Source organism: cf. Phormidesmis sp. LEGE 11477 (genome assembly GCF_015207105.1).
Classification (GTDB): domain Bacteria; phylum Cyanobacteriota; class Cyanobacteriia; order Phormidesmidales; family Phormidesmidaceae; genus Phormidesmis.
On the sequence record NZ_JADEXO010000066.1, the window covers coordinates 14,892 to 34,305 of the forward strand.

The window sequence follows — 19,414 nt, forward strand, 5'->3', positions numbered from 1 at the left end:
GCCTAAGACAAGCTGACATAAGATATAGCTTTGAGCGCTTTGCTCAAGTGCAAAATGGCTTCAGAGCTTGTTTTCACGACTGATCTTATGCTCGTTTTGGGGGCGGCGGCAACGGGTGGCTACATTGTTAGTCGTTTGGGTCAGCCAGTCCTATTGGGCTATCTGGGCAGCGGCTTAGTCATTGGCCCTCTGGGTCTCAATTTAATTCGTGACACGGCCAATATTCAAGAGCTGGCTGAGATCGGCGTTGCCTTTTTACTATTTGCTCTCGGCGTTCAATTTTCGCTAGAAGAACTCAATAGAGTTCGCAATATCGCCCTGCAAGGCAGTCTTCTCCAAATTGGTATCACCACCGGGCTGGTCACCACCATTCTGCTCTCTTTTGGGTGGGTAGACGCCCTAGCACAGGGCATATTTTGGGGCGCACTGCTCTCACTCTCTTCGACAGCAGTAGCGCTCAAAACCCTGACCGAACGCGGCGAAACCAATACTCGCCACGGTCAGATCATGCTGGCCATTTTGATCGCGCAAGATTTAGCGCTGGGCCTGATGCTAGCCGTGGTTCCAGCTATCAACCAGCCCGGCCCGCTATGGCAGGTCGTTGGCTTTGTTCTATTAAAAGTCACCAGTTTTCTAGTCGCGGCGGTCTTGGTCGGTCGCTTCGCGATTCCAGTCGTCATCCGACAGATAGCACTCACAGAAAGCAACGAGCTCTTTTTGCTGACGCTAATTGCCCTGTGTTTAAGCGTGGCGATTGTCACTGCGCGGCTGGGTCTTTCGATCGAAATTGGCGCGTTTGTCGCTGGGCTGATGATTGCTGAAGTCGATTATGCTGACCAGGCATTAGGCAAGGTGCTGCCGCTGCGCGATACGTTCGCTAGCCTGTTTTTTGTCTCGATTGGCATGCTGATCGACCCTGAGGTATTGATTCAAAACCTCGGCAAAATTCTCAGCCTGGTAAGTCTGGTCATGGTCGGAAAAGCGCTGGTGATCTTGCCTATTGTCTTATTATTTGGCTATTCGCTCAAGACGGCAGTGCTTACTAGCTGTGGCATCAATCAGATTGGTGAATTCTCTTTTGTGCTGGCAGTGGTTGGGCTAGAAAATGAGCTAATTACTCAAGAAACTTACCTGCTGCTGCTAGGCACCACCGCCATTACCCTCGTGCTAACGCCTACGTCTCTTCAGCTGGCTGAGCCGTTGATCCACTGGGTACACCAACAGCCTCAGCTGATGAGCTTTTTAAGAAAGCTGGAATCGTCGCAGCAAAGTTTAGAAGAAGGCGCGATCGCAAATCATGTGGTCGTCGCGGGCTATGGCCGGGTCGGTGGCGTCGTGGTCGAACTGCTGCATCGGCAAAATCATCCGGTGCTGGTGTTAGAAAATAGCGAAGCCGCTGTCCAATCACTGCGTCGTCAGCGCATTCCTTTTGTGATGGGGGACGCTGATGCTGAGCTGATTTTGGCTAGAGCTAATCTGACCACAGCCAAAGCCTTAGTCATCGCTTTACCCGATCCGATGAGTACTCGGCTGCTGCTGAAACGGGCACGGGCGATCGCACCCAAGCTAGACATCATTGCTCGCGCCCATACCACCAAAGAACTCGACCAGCTCAGCCAGCTCGGCGCTCAAGAAGTGGTTCAGCCCGAATTTGAGGCGGCGCTTGCTCTTTGCACTCACCTGCTAGCGACGCTGGGTCAAATTGACGATCAGCTCGGTATGACTATGGCCAAAATCCGCGCCGATCACTACCAGGCCGTTCGCCGAAATATTTAGCTGTGATATCGCCGTAATATCTGCCGTAGTATTTAGAGAAAGTCTTTTTCTCTTCCTATGCGTATTCTCATCACGGGTGCAGCCGGTTTTCTAGGTCAGCGTCTGGCGCGTCGTCTGCTCTCAAATCCCGATCTGCAGCATCTGACGCTTGCCGATCTGACGCCGCCGCCTATTCCCGATAGTGGCTCTGATAGCGACTCAAGAGTGACAAGTCTGGCGGCTGACCTGACTCGTCCTACGGCTAGCAAAGACCTGGTGAGCGCAGATATCACAGCGGTTTACCACCTAGCTGCTGTCGTCAGCGGCCAGGCCGAAGCTAACTTCGATCTGGGCATGGCGGTCAACTGCGACGGTACTCGCCATCTGCTAGAAGCCGTCCGTCACCAAGCCCCCGGCGCAAAGTTCATCTTCGCCAGCTCGCTAGCGGTCTTTGGCGGCGATCTGCCAGCGGTAATTACAGACGATACTGCTGTGCAGCCCCAGTCCTCTTACGGCACCGAGAAAGCTATCTGTGAGCTGTGGGTCAATGACTATACTCGCAAGGGCTTCATCGACGGGCGGGTGCTGCGCTTGCCGACTGTCTGCGTCCGACCGGGCAAACCCAATGCGGCGGCTTCCTCGTTTGCCAGCGGCATCATTCGCGAACCCCTACAAGCAGAAACGGCCATTTGCCCAGTCGATCCTAAGCTTTCTCTTTGGCTATCTAGTCCGACAGCCGTTGTCAATAATCTCATACATGCCCTGACCCTAAGCGCTGACCAGTTCACCTACAGTCGAACGCTCAATCTGCCAGGAATTACGGTAACGGTAGAGTCTATGATCGACGCTCTAGAAGCGGTAGCCGGTAAAGCTGTCACCAGCCATATTCGCTATCAGCCAGACCCGGCTATCTCCAATATCGTGGCGAGCTGGCCCAGTCAGTTTGATGTAGAGCGGGCGATCGCATTGGGATTTGAGCGCGATCGCACCTTCCAGGACATCATTCGCAGCTTCATAGCAGAAACCGATATTGCCAGTTGATCAGCACTTTGGTCAGCAATTGTAGAGAGGCAAGAACAGTATCAAAAAGAACGAAACACCATTAAGCAAAACGCTATTAAACAAAACACTATTAAATAAAACACCATTGAACAAAGTGCATCACGTTACAAGCACGACGACGCGGGTTCCTACCGCTGCTATGTACTTATCGCTATATGCAACATAGACTACAGCTTCTATCTATGACCTGAGCTAAGTGCGGATTGCTATAGCTATGAATGAACTTTTCTAAAGTAATCATGAGAAAATCCTGAGAGATTAACACGCAGAAGCCTCCGTTTTCTGTGAACCCGCTATTGTGGAATATAACTATCTTTTGCCGAGGGCCATCATGCTCAAGCCGGTGCTTCACGCTGTCCAGTTATTCCTTAAAGGAGCCACTGGAAAAGATCGTCAGGCCAAACATCATCTGTCTGAACATCTCCTGCGACTGCAGCTTGCCTACAACCAGCTACAGTCGGAGCATAGCGCTCTAGAACAAAAGTACAGCCGCCTTCAGCAAAAGCAGATTGATCTCACTCAGCGCCTCAGTCGCAATTCAACTGATACAGACGAACTTCTCAGCATTGCCGATAGCGAGGTTAAATCTTTATTCAGCGCTAACGAAGACTTGCAGCTGAGACTGAGAAAAAGCGAGACGGAAAAGTCAGACTTGCAAGAAGAAAAGGGCTCTTTGCTCGGTAGAGTCGCCTTTCTAGAACAAAAGCTAGATATAGCCGCTTATCAACAAGACGATACCTATCACGATAGAACCGATCCGTCGCCAGTAGCCAACGGAGAGAAACCCTTTCTCAATCTAGAAGACAATTCAGCCGAGAGCACACTAGCTTATAACTCAGCTATCGATCTCTCTGACTTGTCGATTGCCTTAGTCGGCGGCCACGAAACCACCTACCGAGAAGTCACAGAAGCGCTCAAACAATACGGGCTCAAGCGCTGCATTCACGTTCCTCCACATAGCATCGCTAGCAACAGCCGCAATCAGATCAAAGACAAAATTAGCAACTGCGATCTTGTGGTTACCATTACTAGCTACGTCGATCACTCGGTCGCGAAATGCGTCAAGCAGCTCAAAGACGCTCACATGCTAGCAGGCGGCTCTATCCGCGTTAGCTGCCACGGCAAAAGCGGTCTGGTTAGAGAAGTTCTTGAATACTTTAGTGCTTCTATGCAGCCCTCTAGCGTTCTCTAGCTGTTCAATCAAACGTGCTGGACTCTAACCTCTAAACCTGCTGTCCGAACCCGCCGCCACCTGGCGTTTCGATGACGAAAGTATCGCCAGGCTCCATCTCAACGGTAGCAGTACTCGCTAGCTCTTCGCGGCTGCCGTCGTGGCGCTGAATCCAGTTGTGGCCGACAGTGCCTGCTTCGCCGCCTGCCTGGCCAAAGGGCGGAATCTGCCGATGGCTAGAGAGAATTGCTGCGGTCATAGGTTCTTTGAATTGCACTCGCCGAATGGCACCGTGCCCGCCTCGGTAACGGCCACCGCCGCCGCTGTTTGCTCGAATCGAGAAGCTTTCTAAAAGAACAGGAAAACGCCACTCCAGTACTTCCGGGTCTGTGAGGTGAGAGTTGGTCATGTGGGTTTGTACCGCGTCTGTGCCATCGAAATTAGGTCCAGCGCCAGACCCACCGCAAATAGTCTCGTAGTACTGGTAGCGCTGATTGCCAAAGGTGAAGTTGTTCATGGTGCCCTGTGACGCGGCCAATACGCCCAAAGCGCCGTAGAGCGTATCGACAATCGCCTGAGAAGTTTCCACGTTGCCTGCAACCACGGCGGCTGGATAGTTAGGATTGAGCAAACAGCCTTCGGGAATGATGATTTCTAGGGGTTTGAGACAGCCTGCATTTAAGGGAATATCGTCTTCTACAAGTGTTCTAAAGACATAGAGAACTGCTGCCTTGCAGATAGCAGCGGGGGCGTTGAAGTTGTTGTTTAGCTGAGGGGATGTGCCTGAAAAGTCAATAGTAGCGCTGCGATCGCGCTTGCCAATTTGAATGGAGACTTGGATGCGATCGCCGCTATCCATCTCATAGCTAAAGCTGCCATCGCTGAGCCGATCAATCGCTCGCCGCACCGCCGCTTCAGCATTGTCTTGCACATGGCCCATATAGGCTTGCACTGTATCGAGTCCGTACTGGTCTAGCATCCGCCGCAGTTCCTGTACGCCTTTCTCATTCGCCGCAATCTGCGCCTGTAAATCAGCAATATTCTGAGTCGGATTGCGGGCCGGATATTTGCCTGCTGTCAACGCCTGCTGTAGTTCGGCCTCTCGAAAATGACCGACCTCAACCAGCTTAAAATTGTCGAATAGAACGCCTTCTTGCTTAACCGAAGTACTATTAGACGGCATTGACCCTGGCGTGATGCCACCAATATCCGCATGGTGTCCACGAGAAGCTAGATAGAACATTACGTTTCTCTCTTCATCTGTTTGTTCTACTTGCTTATCTGCCTGTTTAAACACAGGCGTAATCGCGGTTACGTCGGGTAAGTGCGTGCCGCCGTGGTAAGGATTGTTCAAGATATAGACATCTCCTGGCTGCAGAGCGCTGCCGTGGCTGTCTATTAGCGATCGCACGCTTTCACTCATCGAACCCAAATGCACTGGAATATGAGGGGCATTGGCGACAAGCTGCCCGTTCTGGTCAAAAATGGCGCAGGAGAAATCGAGCCGTTCTTTGATATTCACCGAATAGCTGGTATTTTGCAGCGTGGTGCCCATCTGTTCAGCAATCGAGCGAAACAGATTGTTGAAGATTTCTAGCATGACCGGATCGGCGGTATCGGTGCTGTTGCCATTACTCGGCTCAGTACTTTCCAACCTCTCTTCTAACACTCGATCTGGTGCCTGATAGGTGAGGATGAGATAGCTGCGATCGCTCACCTCAACTTGCCAATCCGGTTCAATCACATTAGTGCCCGTGGCTTCTACGATTAGCGCCGGACCCGAGACCGTATCACCTGGCTGCAAATCTTGCCGCTGATAAACGGGCGTCTGATGCCAGCTATTTGCCGTGTAAACCTCTACGTGGGCCACTGGCTGAGGTGGTGCTGCCGACTGACGCGATCGTCTCGGCTCGTCTGCCTGCTGGGTTTGAGCCACTAGCTCAATCGAAATGGCCTCAACCACCAACGCTTTGCCTTTGGCTACAAAGCCGTAACGCTGCTGATGCTTGGCTTCAAACTGCTGCTGCATCCGCTCGGCGCTGTCAAACTCTACTAGCAGCGTCGAGTCGGTGCCGTCGTATTTTAAGTGCGATCGCCGCCGGGTTTCTACTTCGCTCGGCTGAACTGACTGCCGCGTGAGTTCGCTCTTTGCATCAGCAATCAACTCGTCAAACCGGGGCGTCAGGTCTAGTCTAGCTGTCAGCGGCGCTTCTACCGAGCGTTCTCTTAGCACTCGCAGCTCGGCTAGCCCAATCCCGTAGGCAGAAAGCACCCCGGCATAGGGATGAATCAAAATTCGCTTCATGCCCAGCGCCGCTGCAATCAAACAGGCATGCTGTCCGCCCGCGCCGCCAAAGCAACAGAGCGCGTATTTAGACACGTCATAGCCCTTTTGCAGCGAGATTTGCTTAATCGCGCTGGCCATCTTCTCAACCGCAATACTCAAAAAGCCATCGGCAACCGCAGCGCCGCTACGATCATCGCCAATCTCAGCCGTAAGCTGCTCAAACTTTTCAGCCACAATCTGCTGGTTCAAAGGCGCATCCGCTTTGGGGCCAAACACCTGCGGAAAGAAATCGGGCTGTAGTTTACCCACCTGCACATTGCAGTCAGTCACGGTCAGCGGCCCGCCCCGGCCATAGCTAGCCGGGCCTGGATTCGCCCCGGCAGAGGCGGGGCCGACTCGATAGCGGCTGCCGTCATACTGCACAATTGAGCCGCCGCCTGCTGCCACCGTATTGATGGCCATCATCGGCGTTCGTAGCCGCACCCCGGCCACCTCCGACTCAAACGTACGCTCATATTCACCCGCGTAGTGAGCCACATCTGTAGAGGTGCCGCCCATATCAAAGCTAATAATCTTCTCGAATCCGGCTAGCTCACTGGTCTTTACCGCTCCGACAATGCCCCCGGCAGGCCCAGAGAGAATACTGTCTTTACCCTGAAAGAACTCGGCGTCGCTGAGGCCCCCGTTCGACTGCATGAACATCAGCGGCGGGGCATGGTCTCCCGATTCTTGCGAACCAGACGCCTGAGAGCCAGTTACTTGAGCGCTCGAAATCTGACTGGTTACCCGGTCTACATAGCGCCGCAAAATTGGCGAAAGGTAGGCATCTACGACCGTCGTATCGCCCCGGCTCACTAGCTTCATCAGCGGGCTGATCTGGTGAGATAGCGACACTTGGGTGAAGCCAATCTGCCGGGCTAGTTTGCCCAAGGCTTGCTCGTGCTGGGGGTAGCGGTAGCCGTGCATCAGGGCGATCGCACAGCTCCGAATTCCCTGATCGTAAGCCGCCTGCATCTGGCGTTCGGCGTTGTCTGCCTGCAGTGGCGTCAGCACCTCACCCTGGGCGCTTATTCTCTCTTCAACTTCCACGACCTGCTCATAGAGCATTTGCGGTAGCACAATTTCTCTTGCGAATATATCGGGCCGATTTTGATAGCCGATTTTGAGCGCATCGCCAAAGCCTTGAGTGATTACAAGCAGGGTGCGATCGCCCTGGTGCTCTAGCAGCGCATTTGTCGCCACTGTCGTCCCCATCTTAATTCCAGCAATTTGTTCAGCCGGAATTGGATCGTCTGCGCTCAGGCCCAAGCAGTCTCGAATCCCTTGAATCGGCGCGTCTGCATACTGCTCAGGATTCTCAGAGAGTAGTTTACGAACAACAATTTCACCGTTAGGCCGCTTGGCAACTACATCTGTAAAAGTGCCGCCTCGATCGATCCAAAACTGCCACTGCCCGTTAGGTTCACCTCTGCTCATTTGCTCTTCTACGCTGTTCATGACTGCCAAGAAACCCTAGAACATTGATGACTATTTTACTTTTGTATTCTCTTAGTCGGTCAAAACGATCTAATCGCAAAATTAATCGCAGATAAAATCGCCAAGGCTTGCCTATTTTCCGTGCCGCTTCAGAGTCTGCCATAGGCGAGAAAGTGAAGCTATCTGTCGGCGCTAAACTGTAGCAATCTACACTTAACATCTGATACTCAACACCTGATAGAAACCCTCACGAGCACCCCTAGAGAATGAATAGCCCCTTCATCCGTAGACCCTGGAACGTAACGCCCGCTGCGCCGCTTGTAGCCGCCCTTGTTCTATCTGTAGGTACCTTTGGCTGTAACCAAGTGCAAACCAACGCCTCAGAAGCGACCGCCGATTTTCAGGGCACTGCCACCACCACCTACACCTGGCAAGTCGAATACGTCCCCCGCAGCCCTGGCCAAGACAGACCTAACGATCGCCGTCTAGAACAATTTGAGTCCACCACGCTGACGACGACTAACGGCATCCGCCCCGACGCCGCCGGTTCTGGCCCAGACAGCAAAGGACTCTGGTGGCCCCCGCTGCCGCCCGAACCCACCGTAGACGACATTGAAGCTCGCCTGCGCTCTGGTGAAACCGCCCGCTCTCCAGAAATTATCAAGTCTACCGACTACACACTCAGCTTCAACCAGGCCGGTGAAGCAAAGACTCTCCCCACCGACTACGAAGTTTATCGTCAGTCAGTCAGAGCCTTTGAAAGAGATCGGCCTCTTCAGCTCACTCTTGGCCCCCAAGACAACTCCGTCATCCAAGCAGAGATTCAATAGTCCCCGGTTGGCAATCTCTAAGTAGTCCCCCTTTGGTCTTTCTGCGGCTGAGCATATTGGCGGCTGAGCGCATTGGTGGCTGAGCGTAGCCGAAGCCTTGCCCCCCCTCACCCCCTCACCTAAAATTAGACAGCTCTCTCCCCTTCGCCCCTATGCCCCAGCCTCGCATCCTCTCAGGCATTCAAACCACTGGCACTATGCACCTGGGCAACTATCTCGGTGCCATTCGCAACTGGGTCGAACTCCAGGCTGAATACGACTGCTTTTTATTCATGGCGGACTTGCACGCTATCACCGTTCCCCAAGATCCTAAAACCCTCGCTGAAAACACGCTCAGGCTAGCCGCCACCTATATTGCCTGTGGAATCGACCCCGATCAGTCCACCATCTTTGTTCAATCCCAGCTACCAGAGCACAGCGAACTGGCGTGGCTTTTCAACTGCATCACTCCGATCAACTGGTTGGAGCGGATGATCCAATTCAAGGAGAAAGCTCTCAAGCAAGGAGAAAATGTCAGCGTCGGCTTGATGGATTATCCGGTGCTACAGGCAGCCGACATCTTGCTGTATGAACCTGATTTGGTACCTGTCGGCGAGGATCAAAAGCAGCATTTAGAGCTAACTCGTGACATTGCTGGCAGACTCAACCATCAGTTTGGCAAAAAGAAAAAGCCAGTGCTCAAGGTGCCAGAGCCGTTGATTCGTGAAACTGGAGCGCGAGTCATGAGCCTGACTGATGGAACCAAAAAGATGTCTAAATCCGATCCTTCAGATCAAAGCCGCATCGACCTAACCGATACGCCGCAGGCGATTACCAAGAAAATTAAGCGCGCTAAAACCGATCTGGAGCGGGGCCTAGAGTTTGACAATCCTGAGCGGCCAGAATGCAACAATCTGCTAGGGCTCTATCAGCTGCTTTCAGGCCAGACGAAAGCAGCCGTCGCGGCGGAATGCAAAGATATGGGCTGGGGACAGTTCAAGCCGCTGCTGGCCGAAACAACCGTAGAAGCGCTGCGACCCATTCAAGCAAAGTACACAGAGCTGATGGACGATCGCACGTATTTACTCTCAGTCCTCGCTGATGGCAAGGCTCAGGCTCAGGCGATCGCTACTCCCACCTTAAACAAAGTCAAGACAGCGATGGGCTTCACGCTATCTGCCTAAGCACGAAACAGCCTCTGAACTGGCCTGAACATGACCCATTTCAATCGCAGAACATGATCGGCTTTGATACCTAGGCTCGATAGAATAGCAACTAAGCACACCAAACTAAGTCAGTCGTTAAGTCAGTACCCTTAAGTCAGTACCAAGAAGCTGAGCCGCCGAGCCTATGGATGCAGTATCAAATCGATTTCGTGCGGCCATTAAGTCTAAAAAGTTTATCGTCACGGCTGAAGTGATGCCGCCAAAGGGCGGTAATCCACAGCACATGATAGAGATGGCGAACTGTTTGAAAGACTGGGTACATGCGGTCAATGTCACCGACGGTAGCCGAGCGGTGCTGCGAATGTCTTCTTTGGCTTGTTCTGTACTGCTGCACCAAGCTGGAATTGAACCTATCTGTCAGATCACTGGACGCGATCGCAATGCCATCGCCCTCCAAGCAGATCTAATGGGCGCTCACGCTCTGGGTATTCGCAACGTTCTCGCCCTGACCGGCGACCCGCTCAAAGCTGGCGATCATCCCAAAGCCAAACCTGTTCACGAGCTAGACTCTATTCGCCTTTTGCGTCTGATCCGACAGCTCAACCAGGGCATTGACTACAACGAAAAAGCAATGAACGATGGTGCCCTAGATATCTTTCCAGGCGCAGCCGTCGATCCGCAGTCAGCTAGCTGGTCGGGGCTGCAAAGCCGATTCGAGAGAAAGCTAACCTCAGGCGCGCGGTTCTTTCAAAGTCAGCTAATCTCTGACTTTGACAAGCTAGAGAAGTTTATGGATCAAATTGCAGTGGGATGCGATCGCCCTATCCTAGCAGGCGTCTTCCTCCTCAAGTCCGCCAAGAACGCCGCCTTTATTAACCGCTGTGTCCCCGGCGTCAACATTCCTCAGCACCTGATTGACCGACTAGACACCGCCTCAGATCCGCTGCGCGAAGGCATGAAAATTGCTGCTGAGCAGGTACAAGCCGCTCGTCAGCTTTGCCAAGGCGTTCACATGATGGCCGTTAGAAGAGAAGACCTAATCCCAGAGATTCTAGAGATGGCAGGCGTAGAGCCGCAGACAAGATCTCAGACCTCAGCAGACCTCGCGCCAGCCCTTTCTCCGGCAGATGTTTAGCGAAGTAGGCGCATTCTTTGAAAGCTAACAGTGGCAGCAACCTTTGAATCTGTTGATGTGTATCTCTGTCACCGCAAAGCGGTGCTAGACAGGTGGTGGTAACAACCTAACGAAGCCCTCTTGCTCAAAATGACGGTCAGTTGTCAGCGCATTGCTCATTCCGTACTGGCGCATCAAAACAAAGCTGACCGCATCGCACAAAGAATACGTTTTGTCCTTCCGAGCCGCCAAAAGTTCCATAGCTTTTTGGTTTAGTTGTTGATTGACCCATATCATCTCAACATCTGGATTCTCAACCAAATCCGTGATAAATGCTAATACCTGAGGTCTAGGAAAACGACGAACCAGCGAAAGAGCAACCAGTTCGGCTAGGACATAGCTTTGTGTCAATAGCTCATCGCTAGCATCATGGATTAACTGAACTGCTTGATCGTGCTGTAGCTCATTCCGGTGGAGATAGCATAATAAACCTGATGTATCTAGAAGCACAGCTAAAACTGACCCTTAGTAATCATCTGCGTAGGCTTTGGCAAGGTCAGCATCAATCTGATCATTATCTGTGTCGGTGGCATACCCCAAACTAACCGCGCCAGCATGACTTCTAAATTTGCTTCGCGCTTGTACCTGCAGCTCTGGTGAAAGCGAAGTATTATCCACAGCTTCACTCTGATTGCTAATTCTACTTTGCCTGCTAAGGAGTGACAAAATCCATTCCGCTGTAGAGACACCTACGGCACTGGACTGGCGCTGCAGATCCGCATAGACTTCATCGCTAATTTCCAGAGTTAACTGCTGACTCATACGATTAGGTAATCTAGACTTTAGTGTTGTAGATTATAGCCTGCGTTTCTAAGGATCGAAAATTTAATAAGATGCACATTTTCTGCCGCCCTCACCCCAACCCTCTCCCTGGGGGAGAGGGAGCTTGAAGTCCTTCTTCCCCAGGGAGAAGGATTTAGGATGAGGGCCTGCGGTAAGACTTGAAATCAGACAGTTTATCAAATTCTCGTTTCTAAGTGTCTACCAAAGCATTCGATATGCTCGTTCACGGTATTTTGCCCGACTTTGATGTCCCAGCTATTAGCGTCGAAGTGCTTTAAAGTCCTCTAGCTGTTACTAATTTCTCTTCTTCAGCAGTAGCTACTGCTTCAATTGAATCACTTCTGAATTACTTCCCCCTTAGACCATCCCGGAGAATGCCGTCTTGCTGGCGAGACTGAAGGCGGTGGCACCGGACTGGCTAATAAGACATGGGTTTTCTGTCTTTAGAAGTTTGTGAATAGCTATTGCATAAGATAGTGTGCTTTTTGAGATATTTTTACTCTGAAGTCTATTTCAAAACATCTAAACTCATGGCCCAACTGCTAGCTGGAGACATCGGCGGGACTAAGACTATTCTGCGACTGGCGCAGGCGAATGATGAGGATATTCAGCACCATGCAACGCATGAACTAGCTATCGAAACTCTCTACGAAGAGCGCTATCCTAGCCAGGAATATTCTGAGTTTGTGCCGATGGTTAAAGAGTTTCTGGCGGCGGCGGCGCAGAAGGTGCCGATTGTGAAACCTGACGCGGCTTGTTTTGCGATCGCAGGCCCAATCGTAGACAACACCTGCCAGCTCACTAACCTATCTTGGTTTTTACGCAGCGAATTTCTCAGCGGCGCGCTCGATATCAAAAGCGTTCAACTGATCAATGACTTTGAAGCGATTGGCTATGGCGTACTGGGTTTGCAGCCCGAAGATATCTATGAGCTGCAGGCCGGAGAACCTTCTGAGGCTGCGCCGAAGGCGGTGCTAGGAGCGGGTACGGGCCTGGGTCAAGGCTTTTTGCTGCCCTCTAACGGTGAGTATGTGGTGTTTCCATCTGAGGGGGGGCATGTCGATTTTGCGCCGCAGTCAGAGCTAGAGTTTCAGCTGCGTAAGTATCTTTTGGAAAAGCATGAGATCTCGCGCGTGTCAGAAGAGCGGGTGGTCTCTGGTATGGGGATCATTTCGATCTATCAGTTTTTGCGCGATCGCCAATATGCCAACGAATCTAATGAGATTGGCCAGGCGATGGATGCTTGGGAAAGAGGCGCTGGGCAGCGGAGCAGGCTAACTGATCCAGCCTCGATTATTTCTAAAGCAGCAACTGAGAAGACAGATTTGCTTGCTCAAAAGACAATGGAGATTTTCATCCGGGCCTATGGTTCAGAGGCTGGCAATATCTCTCTTAAATTTCTACCTAGAGGTGGACTCTACATTGCCGGGGGTGTCACGGCGAAAAACCTAGATTTGATCAAGAGCGGCGAATTTATGTATGCCTTTGCTAGCAAGGGCCGGGTCAGCCATCTGCTCGATAAGATTCCAGTAAGGGTGGTGCTAAACCAGTCAGTAGGGCTAATTGGCGCGGTGCTAAAAGCCTCTCGCAACTTCAAGCAGCATCTCTGGGAGAGCGGCTATGAATTTGCCCAAACGGCTTCTAAGGCTGATCACGTTTAGTCGCTATTGCATGGGCCTAGTGGCTGCGATCGCCTCTGCCGCATTTATGTCTGGTCTGCTTTTGTAGATAAATTCGGTATCATCATCGAGTTGATAACTATATACGACAGCGTTCATGGCCGGACATAGTAAATGGGCGAATATCAAGCGTCAAAAGGCGCGGGTAGATGCGGTGAAGGGGAAAGTCTTTGCGAAGCTTTCTAGAGAGATCATCGTGGCCGCGAGACTAGGCGGCGGCGATCCTGACGGTAATTTTCAGCTGCGAACGGCGATTGATAAGGCGAAGGCGGCTAGCTTTCCAAAGGAGAATATTGATCGTGCGATCGCCAAGGGATGTGGCACCTCGGACGGGGCGGATGCTTTTGAATCGGTGCGCTATGAAGGCTATGGGCCGGGCGGTGTGGCGGTGCTGATAGAGGCGCTGACAGATAACCGCAACCGGGCTGCTGCCGATCTGCGAAGCGCCTTTGGTAAAAATGGCGGGAACTTGGGTGAGACTGGCTGCGTGGGCTGGATGTTTAACCAGAAAGGGGTGGTGACGCTGTTAGGAGAGATTGAGGAAGAGGCGCTGTTAGAAGATGCTTTGGAAGCGGCGGCTCAGTCTTATGAGATGGTGGAGGATGTGGAAGCGGGCCAGCCAGGGGTAGAAGTTTTTTGCGAGGTCGCTGACTTGGAGGCAGTTAGCAGCGCCCTAAAAGAGAAAGACTACACAGTGCATGAAGTCGATATGCGCTGGATTCCGTCTAATACGGTGCAGATAGAAGAGCCTGACGTTGCGCTGTCTTTGATTAAGATGATGGACGCGCTAGAAGAATCTGACGATGTGCAGTCTGTTACTGCCAATTTTGATATGTCTGAGGCGGTGATGGCGGAGGTGATGCAATAGTTAATCGGCACCAGCGATCAGCCCAAACTGCAAATTAAATTTGCTGGGCAGATAAGCAATGAGAACAGGGTAACCGAATTTTTAAAGAAGCTATACTAGAGCGCGGATTCTAGCCTCATAACTACTGAAATGTCAAAACAGGTATACGAATGGAAACGGTTTTGGTGTCCTCGATCAGGCAGCATCAATCTAGCAGATGGCGGTTTCCTATGCGATCCAGATGCAGAATGGGGTAAGGCGTATAATCCAGATTTGGTGAGCTCAGAGGCGATTGCTGATGTTTCATGCTTGGTTTTATTAGGGGAACCAGGTATCGGTAAGTCCCAAGAGCTGGATAACCTTAAAACCTTTACAGAAAAGAAATTTTGCGCTTCTAGCCGACCCTTAGTACTGAATCTCCGATCTTGCGCCGATCTGAAAAGGGATCTATTCAGACATGAAACCTTTATTGATTGGTTAAAGGGTAGCTATCACCTATATTTGTTTCTAGATAGCCTTGACGAGGGACTTTTGAGCGTCCCAACTTTGACGACAGGTTTAATCGATGAGCTGAAGCAGCCGAAATATCGGAATCGCATCAATCACCTTCATCTACGGTTAGCATGTCGAACATCTGTATTCCCAGCAATTTTAGAGAAGGCGCTAAAGGATCTCTGGAAAGAAGCTAGCTTTGCGATTTACGAACTAGCCCCGCTTCGTCGTATAGATGTTATCGAAGCAGCGAAGACCGAAGGTTCTTCTTCTGATGATTTTCTTCAGGAAATGGATCAGAAGGATCTTGTACCGCTGGCGATTAAACCAATTACTCTAAAGTTTTTGCTGAATACATACCGTCGCCATAACGGGCAATTTCCTCCAGAGCAGAAAAGTCATGAGATTTATCTTGAGGGCTGTAAGCTTCTCTGTGAGGAGATGAATGAAGGTCGTCATGCTTCAGGCCACACAGGCAATTTCGATAGTGATAGGCGTCTAATCGTGGCGGCTCGAATCGCCGCTGTCACAATCTTTGCCAACCGATTTTCTGTGTGGACTGGTGTCGATCAAGGAGAGGTGCCCGCTGAAGATGTCCTTCTTCAAAAGTTATGTTTCAGTTCTGAAGAAGCAAATGGAAGGGGATTTGAGATTGACAAGGAAGTCATTAAAGAAGTTTTAGATACTGGTTTGTTCTCGTCGCGTGGATTACATCGAATGGGATGGGCACACCAAACTTATGCTGAATTTTTAGCTGCTTGGTATTTGGCACAGCACGAAATACCTTTAGAGCAGATAAGGCGATTGATTTTTTCATCTGCAGATCCAGGCCGTAAGCTAATCCCTCAACTTCACGAAACGGCTGCATGGCTGGCTAGCATGAGATTAGATGTTCTCCAAGAGATTATCAAAACTGATCCAGATATTCTTTTACAAGCTGATGTGCTAACTGATACAGAGATTAGAGCGTCAATTGTCGAAAATTTACTAGCTCAGTATGAAGAAGGAAAACTATTTGATAGGAATAGAAATAACTACCGTCACTATGCAAAGCTCAAGCATCCTGGATTAGTTGAACAATTACATCCTTATATCTGTGATTCCAGCAAGCAACTTGATGCACGAGAGCTGGCGATCGATATTGCTGAAATCTGCCAAGTCTCTGAGCTTCAGGATGGGTTGGCAGAACTCGCTCTCGACTCATCACAATCTATTTATTTGAGGGTGAGCGCAGCCAAAGCAATTTGTTCATTTGGTGATGTAACTACACAATTGAAGCTAAAGCCTCTGGCAATTGAACAACTACCAGAAGATGAAGACGATCAGCTCAAAGGATATGCGCTTCAATCACTTTGGCCAAATCATTTATCGGTAGGGGAATTGTTTCAAAATCTGACTCCACCTAAGAAGAGAAACTATATTGGTAAATATCAATGGTTTATTAACCATAAGTTGGTTCCGCAACTTCATTCGAGACATTTGGTGGTTGCTCTTGATTGGCTTAAAGAGCAAGGGCTACGATGTCTTGGACACTCATTTGAGGGACTCGGGGATGCCCTTCTCTTCAAAGCATGGGAAAATTTCGATTTGCCCGGAGTAGCAGAACGGTTTACTCAAGTAGCTCTAGTCCAGTGGAAAGAGTATCAGAGAATTATTACTTATGACAGTAGGCTACAACAACAATTTTCCTCGTCGCTTTTGTACGATAGTAAAAAACGGCATACCCTAGTCGAGAAAGCTGTTTTAACTATCTCAGTAACAGAGCAAGATCCGTTCTTTTTATTAAGTTCCTTAACTGAAAATATCTTATTTCCAGAAGATATTTTTTGGATGCTGAGGCAACTTAAAACTTCCAATTGTGGAAAGGTTCAGAAAACTTGGGCACAACTGATTCAGTGGAGCTTCAATCGTCAGGATGCAAGGCAAATATCCGTAGTTGTTGCAGCTACTCAGACTAACAGTATTATGCAAGAAATCTTTTCACCCTACTTTTCGCCTATTGAACTAAATTCAACTCAAGCTGACGAATTGAGAGCTGACCACCTCAGAGGACAAGAGATACGAAAGCATAGAGAAAATCCTCCCTTGCTAGATCCACCGCCTATGGAACGAGTCCTTCAATGTCTAGAAAAGTTAGAGTCTGGAGATTTGTCTGCATGGTGGCGGCTTAATATGGAAATGACTTTGAAGCCTGAGAATCGTGTTGATGACAATGAAAATGAATTAGATCTAACTCAGCTTCCGGGATGGCAGGAGGCAGACGAAACTACTCGCAGAAGAATCATTGAAGGCGCAAAGAAGTATGTTCAGCAACAAGATGATGTAGATTATGACTGGGTAAGGACACCTACTCTCAATCGATCTGGACTAGCAGGCTGTAGAGCTTTTTTACTGCTTCTAGAGAAAAGCCCAGATTTCTTAAAAAATCTGTCATCTGAAATATGGAAAAGATGGACACCTGTTATTGTCGCCGCTCCAAGTAGTGATCAGCGTAAGGATTACTACTTGGGATTAGTTAGGTACGCTTATCTGAATGCTCCTGAAGAATTCATCAAGGCCCTGATAGCACTGATTAATAAGGAGAACCAGGAGCATGACTACCTGTCTGTGATTGATCACCTTGATAAGTGTTGGGATGAACAGCTCAAGTTAACTTTGTTAGGAAAGACTAAAGATCCGTTACTCAACCCTAAATGTGTTGGTCAACTACTCGAAAAACTCCTAAATAAAGAATCAACTGAAGCTGAGGATTTTGCCAAATCTTTGATTGGCTTTCCGCTACCATCAACTGAGAATGAGCGTGAAAAAGCTTTAATTGCCGCCAGAGTGTTGGTTGAAAATTCAAACCCATCTAGTTGGTCATTTATTTGGAGACTCATCCGGCAGGATTCATCTTTCGGGTGTGAAGTTCTTGAATTAGTAGCTTACCGTCACCATTACGGAATTCAACTGAATTTGATTGAAACGCAATTAGCTGACTTATATATTTGGCTAGTGTATCAATATCCTTACGACGAAGACCCTGACCACAGCAATGAGGTGACGGCTCACTCTATAACAGCTAGAGACTGCATTGCAAGATTAAGAGATAGTGTTTTGTCACAATTGAAAGAACGCGGAACTCAACAAGCATGTGTTGAAATTCAACGCCTTATCCAAAAGTTGCCAGACATCGCTTGGCTTGGTAAAACTCTGATTGATGCTCAGGCAAATATGCGCCGCAAAACTTGGCAACCGCTAACACCAGAAGAATTTCTTCGGTTTGTAATTAGTCAAGCTCCCTCAAATGCAGACTTGTCTGATCAGATCGGTGTCATAGATAAAAGAACAAAGAAAATGGAAGATGAACCGAAAATTGATAAGAGTATCCATATTAAAGACTCTGAGGTGTCCGGAATTGTCACTGCAGGTGACGGCAATATTGACCACACAATAAATTCTTCTAGTCCTGAAAAGGAACTTGGCTGGAAGTTTTGGATTTCAATCGCCGTAACCGTTACAGCAGCACTATTATCCGTGACTGCTAGTGGAGTATTTAACGATGAAATAAAGGGATTTTTATTTCATCGAAGCACTTCCCCTGAAGCTGAGCAAAATCTGGAGAACAAGACCAACTAAAGAGTTTACATTATGCAAATCACGATCGACCTGCCACCAGACCTCAAACAAACTCCATCTGTTGGACTCGCCTACCGACGGAGGAAGACGCTGTTCAGCTTTCTCTTTCTTTCCGGTCTTTTGCCCAAACAAGTATTAGCTTCTCCGCCGCCCCCTCTACCTTCCTGGCACTATACGCAAACTCGCCAAACCACTCCGACGCCTGCAATCGCCTGTAGAGCAAAGCCGCCTTCGGGTCTTGAAAGCTGTCCACGGGCACTATCGCCATCCCTATCCCCCCAGCACTCAGCAGGTGCAGACACCGCTCTACAAACAATCGCTCTTTTGCGAGCTGCGATCGCCCCCTTCCTTCCCTACCCGATCGCTGATACTCATACAGCTCACTCCGCCAAAAATAATCAGTCGCATAGGCATACCAATCTCGATAGCCCATCCAAGCCGCCGCCACTTCAGGATTTATCTTGCTCAAAGCTGGCTTAGAAGTTTTGAAAGTCTTTTCACTAATGTTGTTGGTTCGAGCCAGCGTGGGAAACTGTTGAACAAAGTCAGCTACAGTCGGACGAAAAACCCCCGCAGGCGGATCGCAGGCGACTAGATCAAAGCCGCCACGTTTGATAATGGTATTGAAGTGATAGCCAAAGTGAAATGGTCGCAGCCTTTCAATATCTTGCTGCGTCAGCGGACGGTGGCGAGGGGTACCCGCTAGCTGGGTGCCGCGATAGCGAATGCCAAGCTGCTGACTCATGTGGTTTAGCAGCAGCGTGTCTAGCTTCTTTTGCGCCTTTTGGTCTAGCGCTAGAATTTCTTCTTTTAGCAGCGCTGCTCTAGCATAGCTTGGCACGTGGTGAGCTTTGGCCAACAGCCTAGTGCGAGACTGATAGTGCTCTAAGGTAATGTTCTTTTCTCTTAAAACCGTTTGATAGCTATCGGCTGCCAAAGGCTGCAACAGATTCCCTTGGAAAGCACTTTCACTGCCAGCTCGGTTAATTTGATCAAATCGCTCTTCGTCAACGGTGATAAATCCGATCAGCGCATTGCCAGAAAGAAGATTAAAGTCTAGATCAATCAGCGGCTCTATTTCAGTTGGTTCTGTTT

Annotated in this window: 13 protein-coding genes; 9 read left to right on the top strand and 4 right to left on the bottom strand. The window is 49.8% G+C overall.

Annotation, left to right across the window (positions count from 1 at the left end; all coding sequences use genetic code 11):
* The first annotated feature begins 54 nt into the window (after positions 1-54).
* The 3 genes from IQ256_RS17715 (at position 55) to IQ256_RS17725 (ending at position 4,009) form a co-directional block, all read left to right on the top strand.
* Positions 55-1,776, top strand: coding sequence for a cation:proton antiporter (locus IQ256_RS17715; protein WP_228025016.1), 1,722 nt, complete (start codon positions 55-57; stop codon positions 1,774-1,776).
* 57 nt (positions 1,777-1,833) lie between these two features.
* Entirely contained in the window at positions 1,834-2,796 is a 963-nt protein-coding gene (denD, locus tag IQ256_RS17720) for a D-erythronate dehydrogenase (RefSeq protein ID WP_193856885.1), read from the top strand.
* A 319-nt stretch (positions 2,797-3,115) separates the two neighbouring features.
* Positions 3,116-4,009, top strand: a complete 894-nt coding sequence (locus tag IQ256_RS17725; protein ID WP_193856886.1) for a DUF2325 domain-containing protein — start codon at positions 3,116-3,118, stop codon at positions 4,007-4,009.
* Between the two features lie 31 nt (positions 4,010-4,040).
* Here the strand turns inward: IQ256_RS17725 and IQ256_RS17730 are convergent, their stop codons facing one another.
* Positions 4,041-7,751, bottom strand: a complete 3,711-nt coding sequence (locus IQ256_RS17730; RefSeq protein WP_193856895.1) for a hydantoinase B/oxoprolinase family protein — start codon at positions 7,749-7,751, stop codon at positions 4,041-4,043.
* A 266-nt stretch (positions 7,752-8,017) separates the two neighbouring features.
* Between IQ256_RS17730 and IQ256_RS17735 the strand changes: the two genes are divergently transcribed.
* From IQ256_RS17735 to IQ256_RS17745, 3 genes are all read left to right on the top strand, one after another.
* Complete coding sequence (locus IQ256_RS17735) at positions 8,018-8,581, top strand: hypothetical protein (RefSeq protein WP_193856887.1); 564 nt, start codon at positions 8,018-8,020, stop codon at positions 8,579-8,581.
* Between the two features lie 152 nt (positions 8,582-8,733).
* The gene (gene trpS, locus IQ256_RS17740) at positions 8,734-9,744 is read left to right on the top strand and encodes a tryptophan--tRNA ligase (RefSeq protein ID WP_193856888.1); all 1,011 of its coding nucleotides are present in this window, start codon (positions 8,734-8,736) and stop codon (positions 9,742-9,744) included.
* A 166-nt stretch (positions 9,745-9,910) separates the two neighbouring features.
* The gene (locus tag IQ256_RS17745) at positions 9,911-10,861 is read left to right on the top strand and encodes a methylenetetrahydrofolate reductase (RefSeq protein ID WP_193856889.1); all 951 of its coding nucleotides are present in this window, start codon (positions 9,911-9,913) and stop codon (positions 10,859-10,861) included.
* Positions 10,862-10,945: 84 nt separating this feature from the next.
* On the opposite strand, the gene IQ256_RS17750 is transcribed toward IQ256_RS17745, so the two are convergent.
* Both IQ256_RS17750 and IQ256_RS17755 read right to left on the bottom strand, forming a co-directional pair.
* Entirely contained in the window at positions 10,946-11,350 is a 405-nt protein-coding gene (locus IQ256_RS17750) for a PIN domain-containing protein (protein WP_193856890.1), read from the bottom strand.
* A 15-nt stretch (positions 11,351-11,365) separates the two neighbouring features.
* Entirely contained in the window at positions 11,366-11,662 is a 297-nt protein-coding gene (locus tag IQ256_RS17755) for a hypothetical protein (protein WP_193856891.1), read from the bottom strand.
* Positions 11,663-12,213: 551 nt separating this feature from the next.
* Between IQ256_RS17755 and IQ256_RS17760 the strand changes: the two genes are divergently transcribed.
* From IQ256_RS17760 to IQ256_RS17770, 3 genes are all read left to right on the top strand, one after another.
* Complete coding sequence (locus IQ256_RS17760) at positions 12,214-13,344, top strand: glucokinase (RefSeq protein ID WP_193856892.1); 1,131 nt, start codon at positions 12,214-12,216, stop codon at positions 13,342-13,344.
* A gap of 115 nt (positions 13,345-13,459) precedes the next feature.
* The gene (locus IQ256_RS17765; RefSeq protein WP_193856893.1) at positions 13,460-14,230 is read left to right on the top strand and encodes a YebC/PmpR family DNA-binding transcriptional regulator; all 771 of its coding nucleotides are present in this window, start codon (positions 13,460-13,462) and stop codon (positions 14,228-14,230) included.
* A gap of 129 nt (positions 14,231-14,359) precedes the next feature.
* On the top strand, positions 14,360-18,319 hold the full coding sequence (locus IQ256_RS17770; RefSeq protein ID WP_228025017.1) for an NACHT domain-containing NTPase: 3,960 nt from the start codon (positions 14,360-14,362) through the stop codon (positions 18,317-18,319).
* 94 nt (positions 18,320-18,413) lie between these two features.
* Here IQ256_RS17770 and IQ256_RS17775 read toward each other — a convergent pair.
* Positions 18,414-19,414: hypothetical protein (locus tag IQ256_RS17775; RefSeq protein WP_370623478.1), on the bottom strand; the 1,001-nt coding region annotated here is incomplete at its 5' end.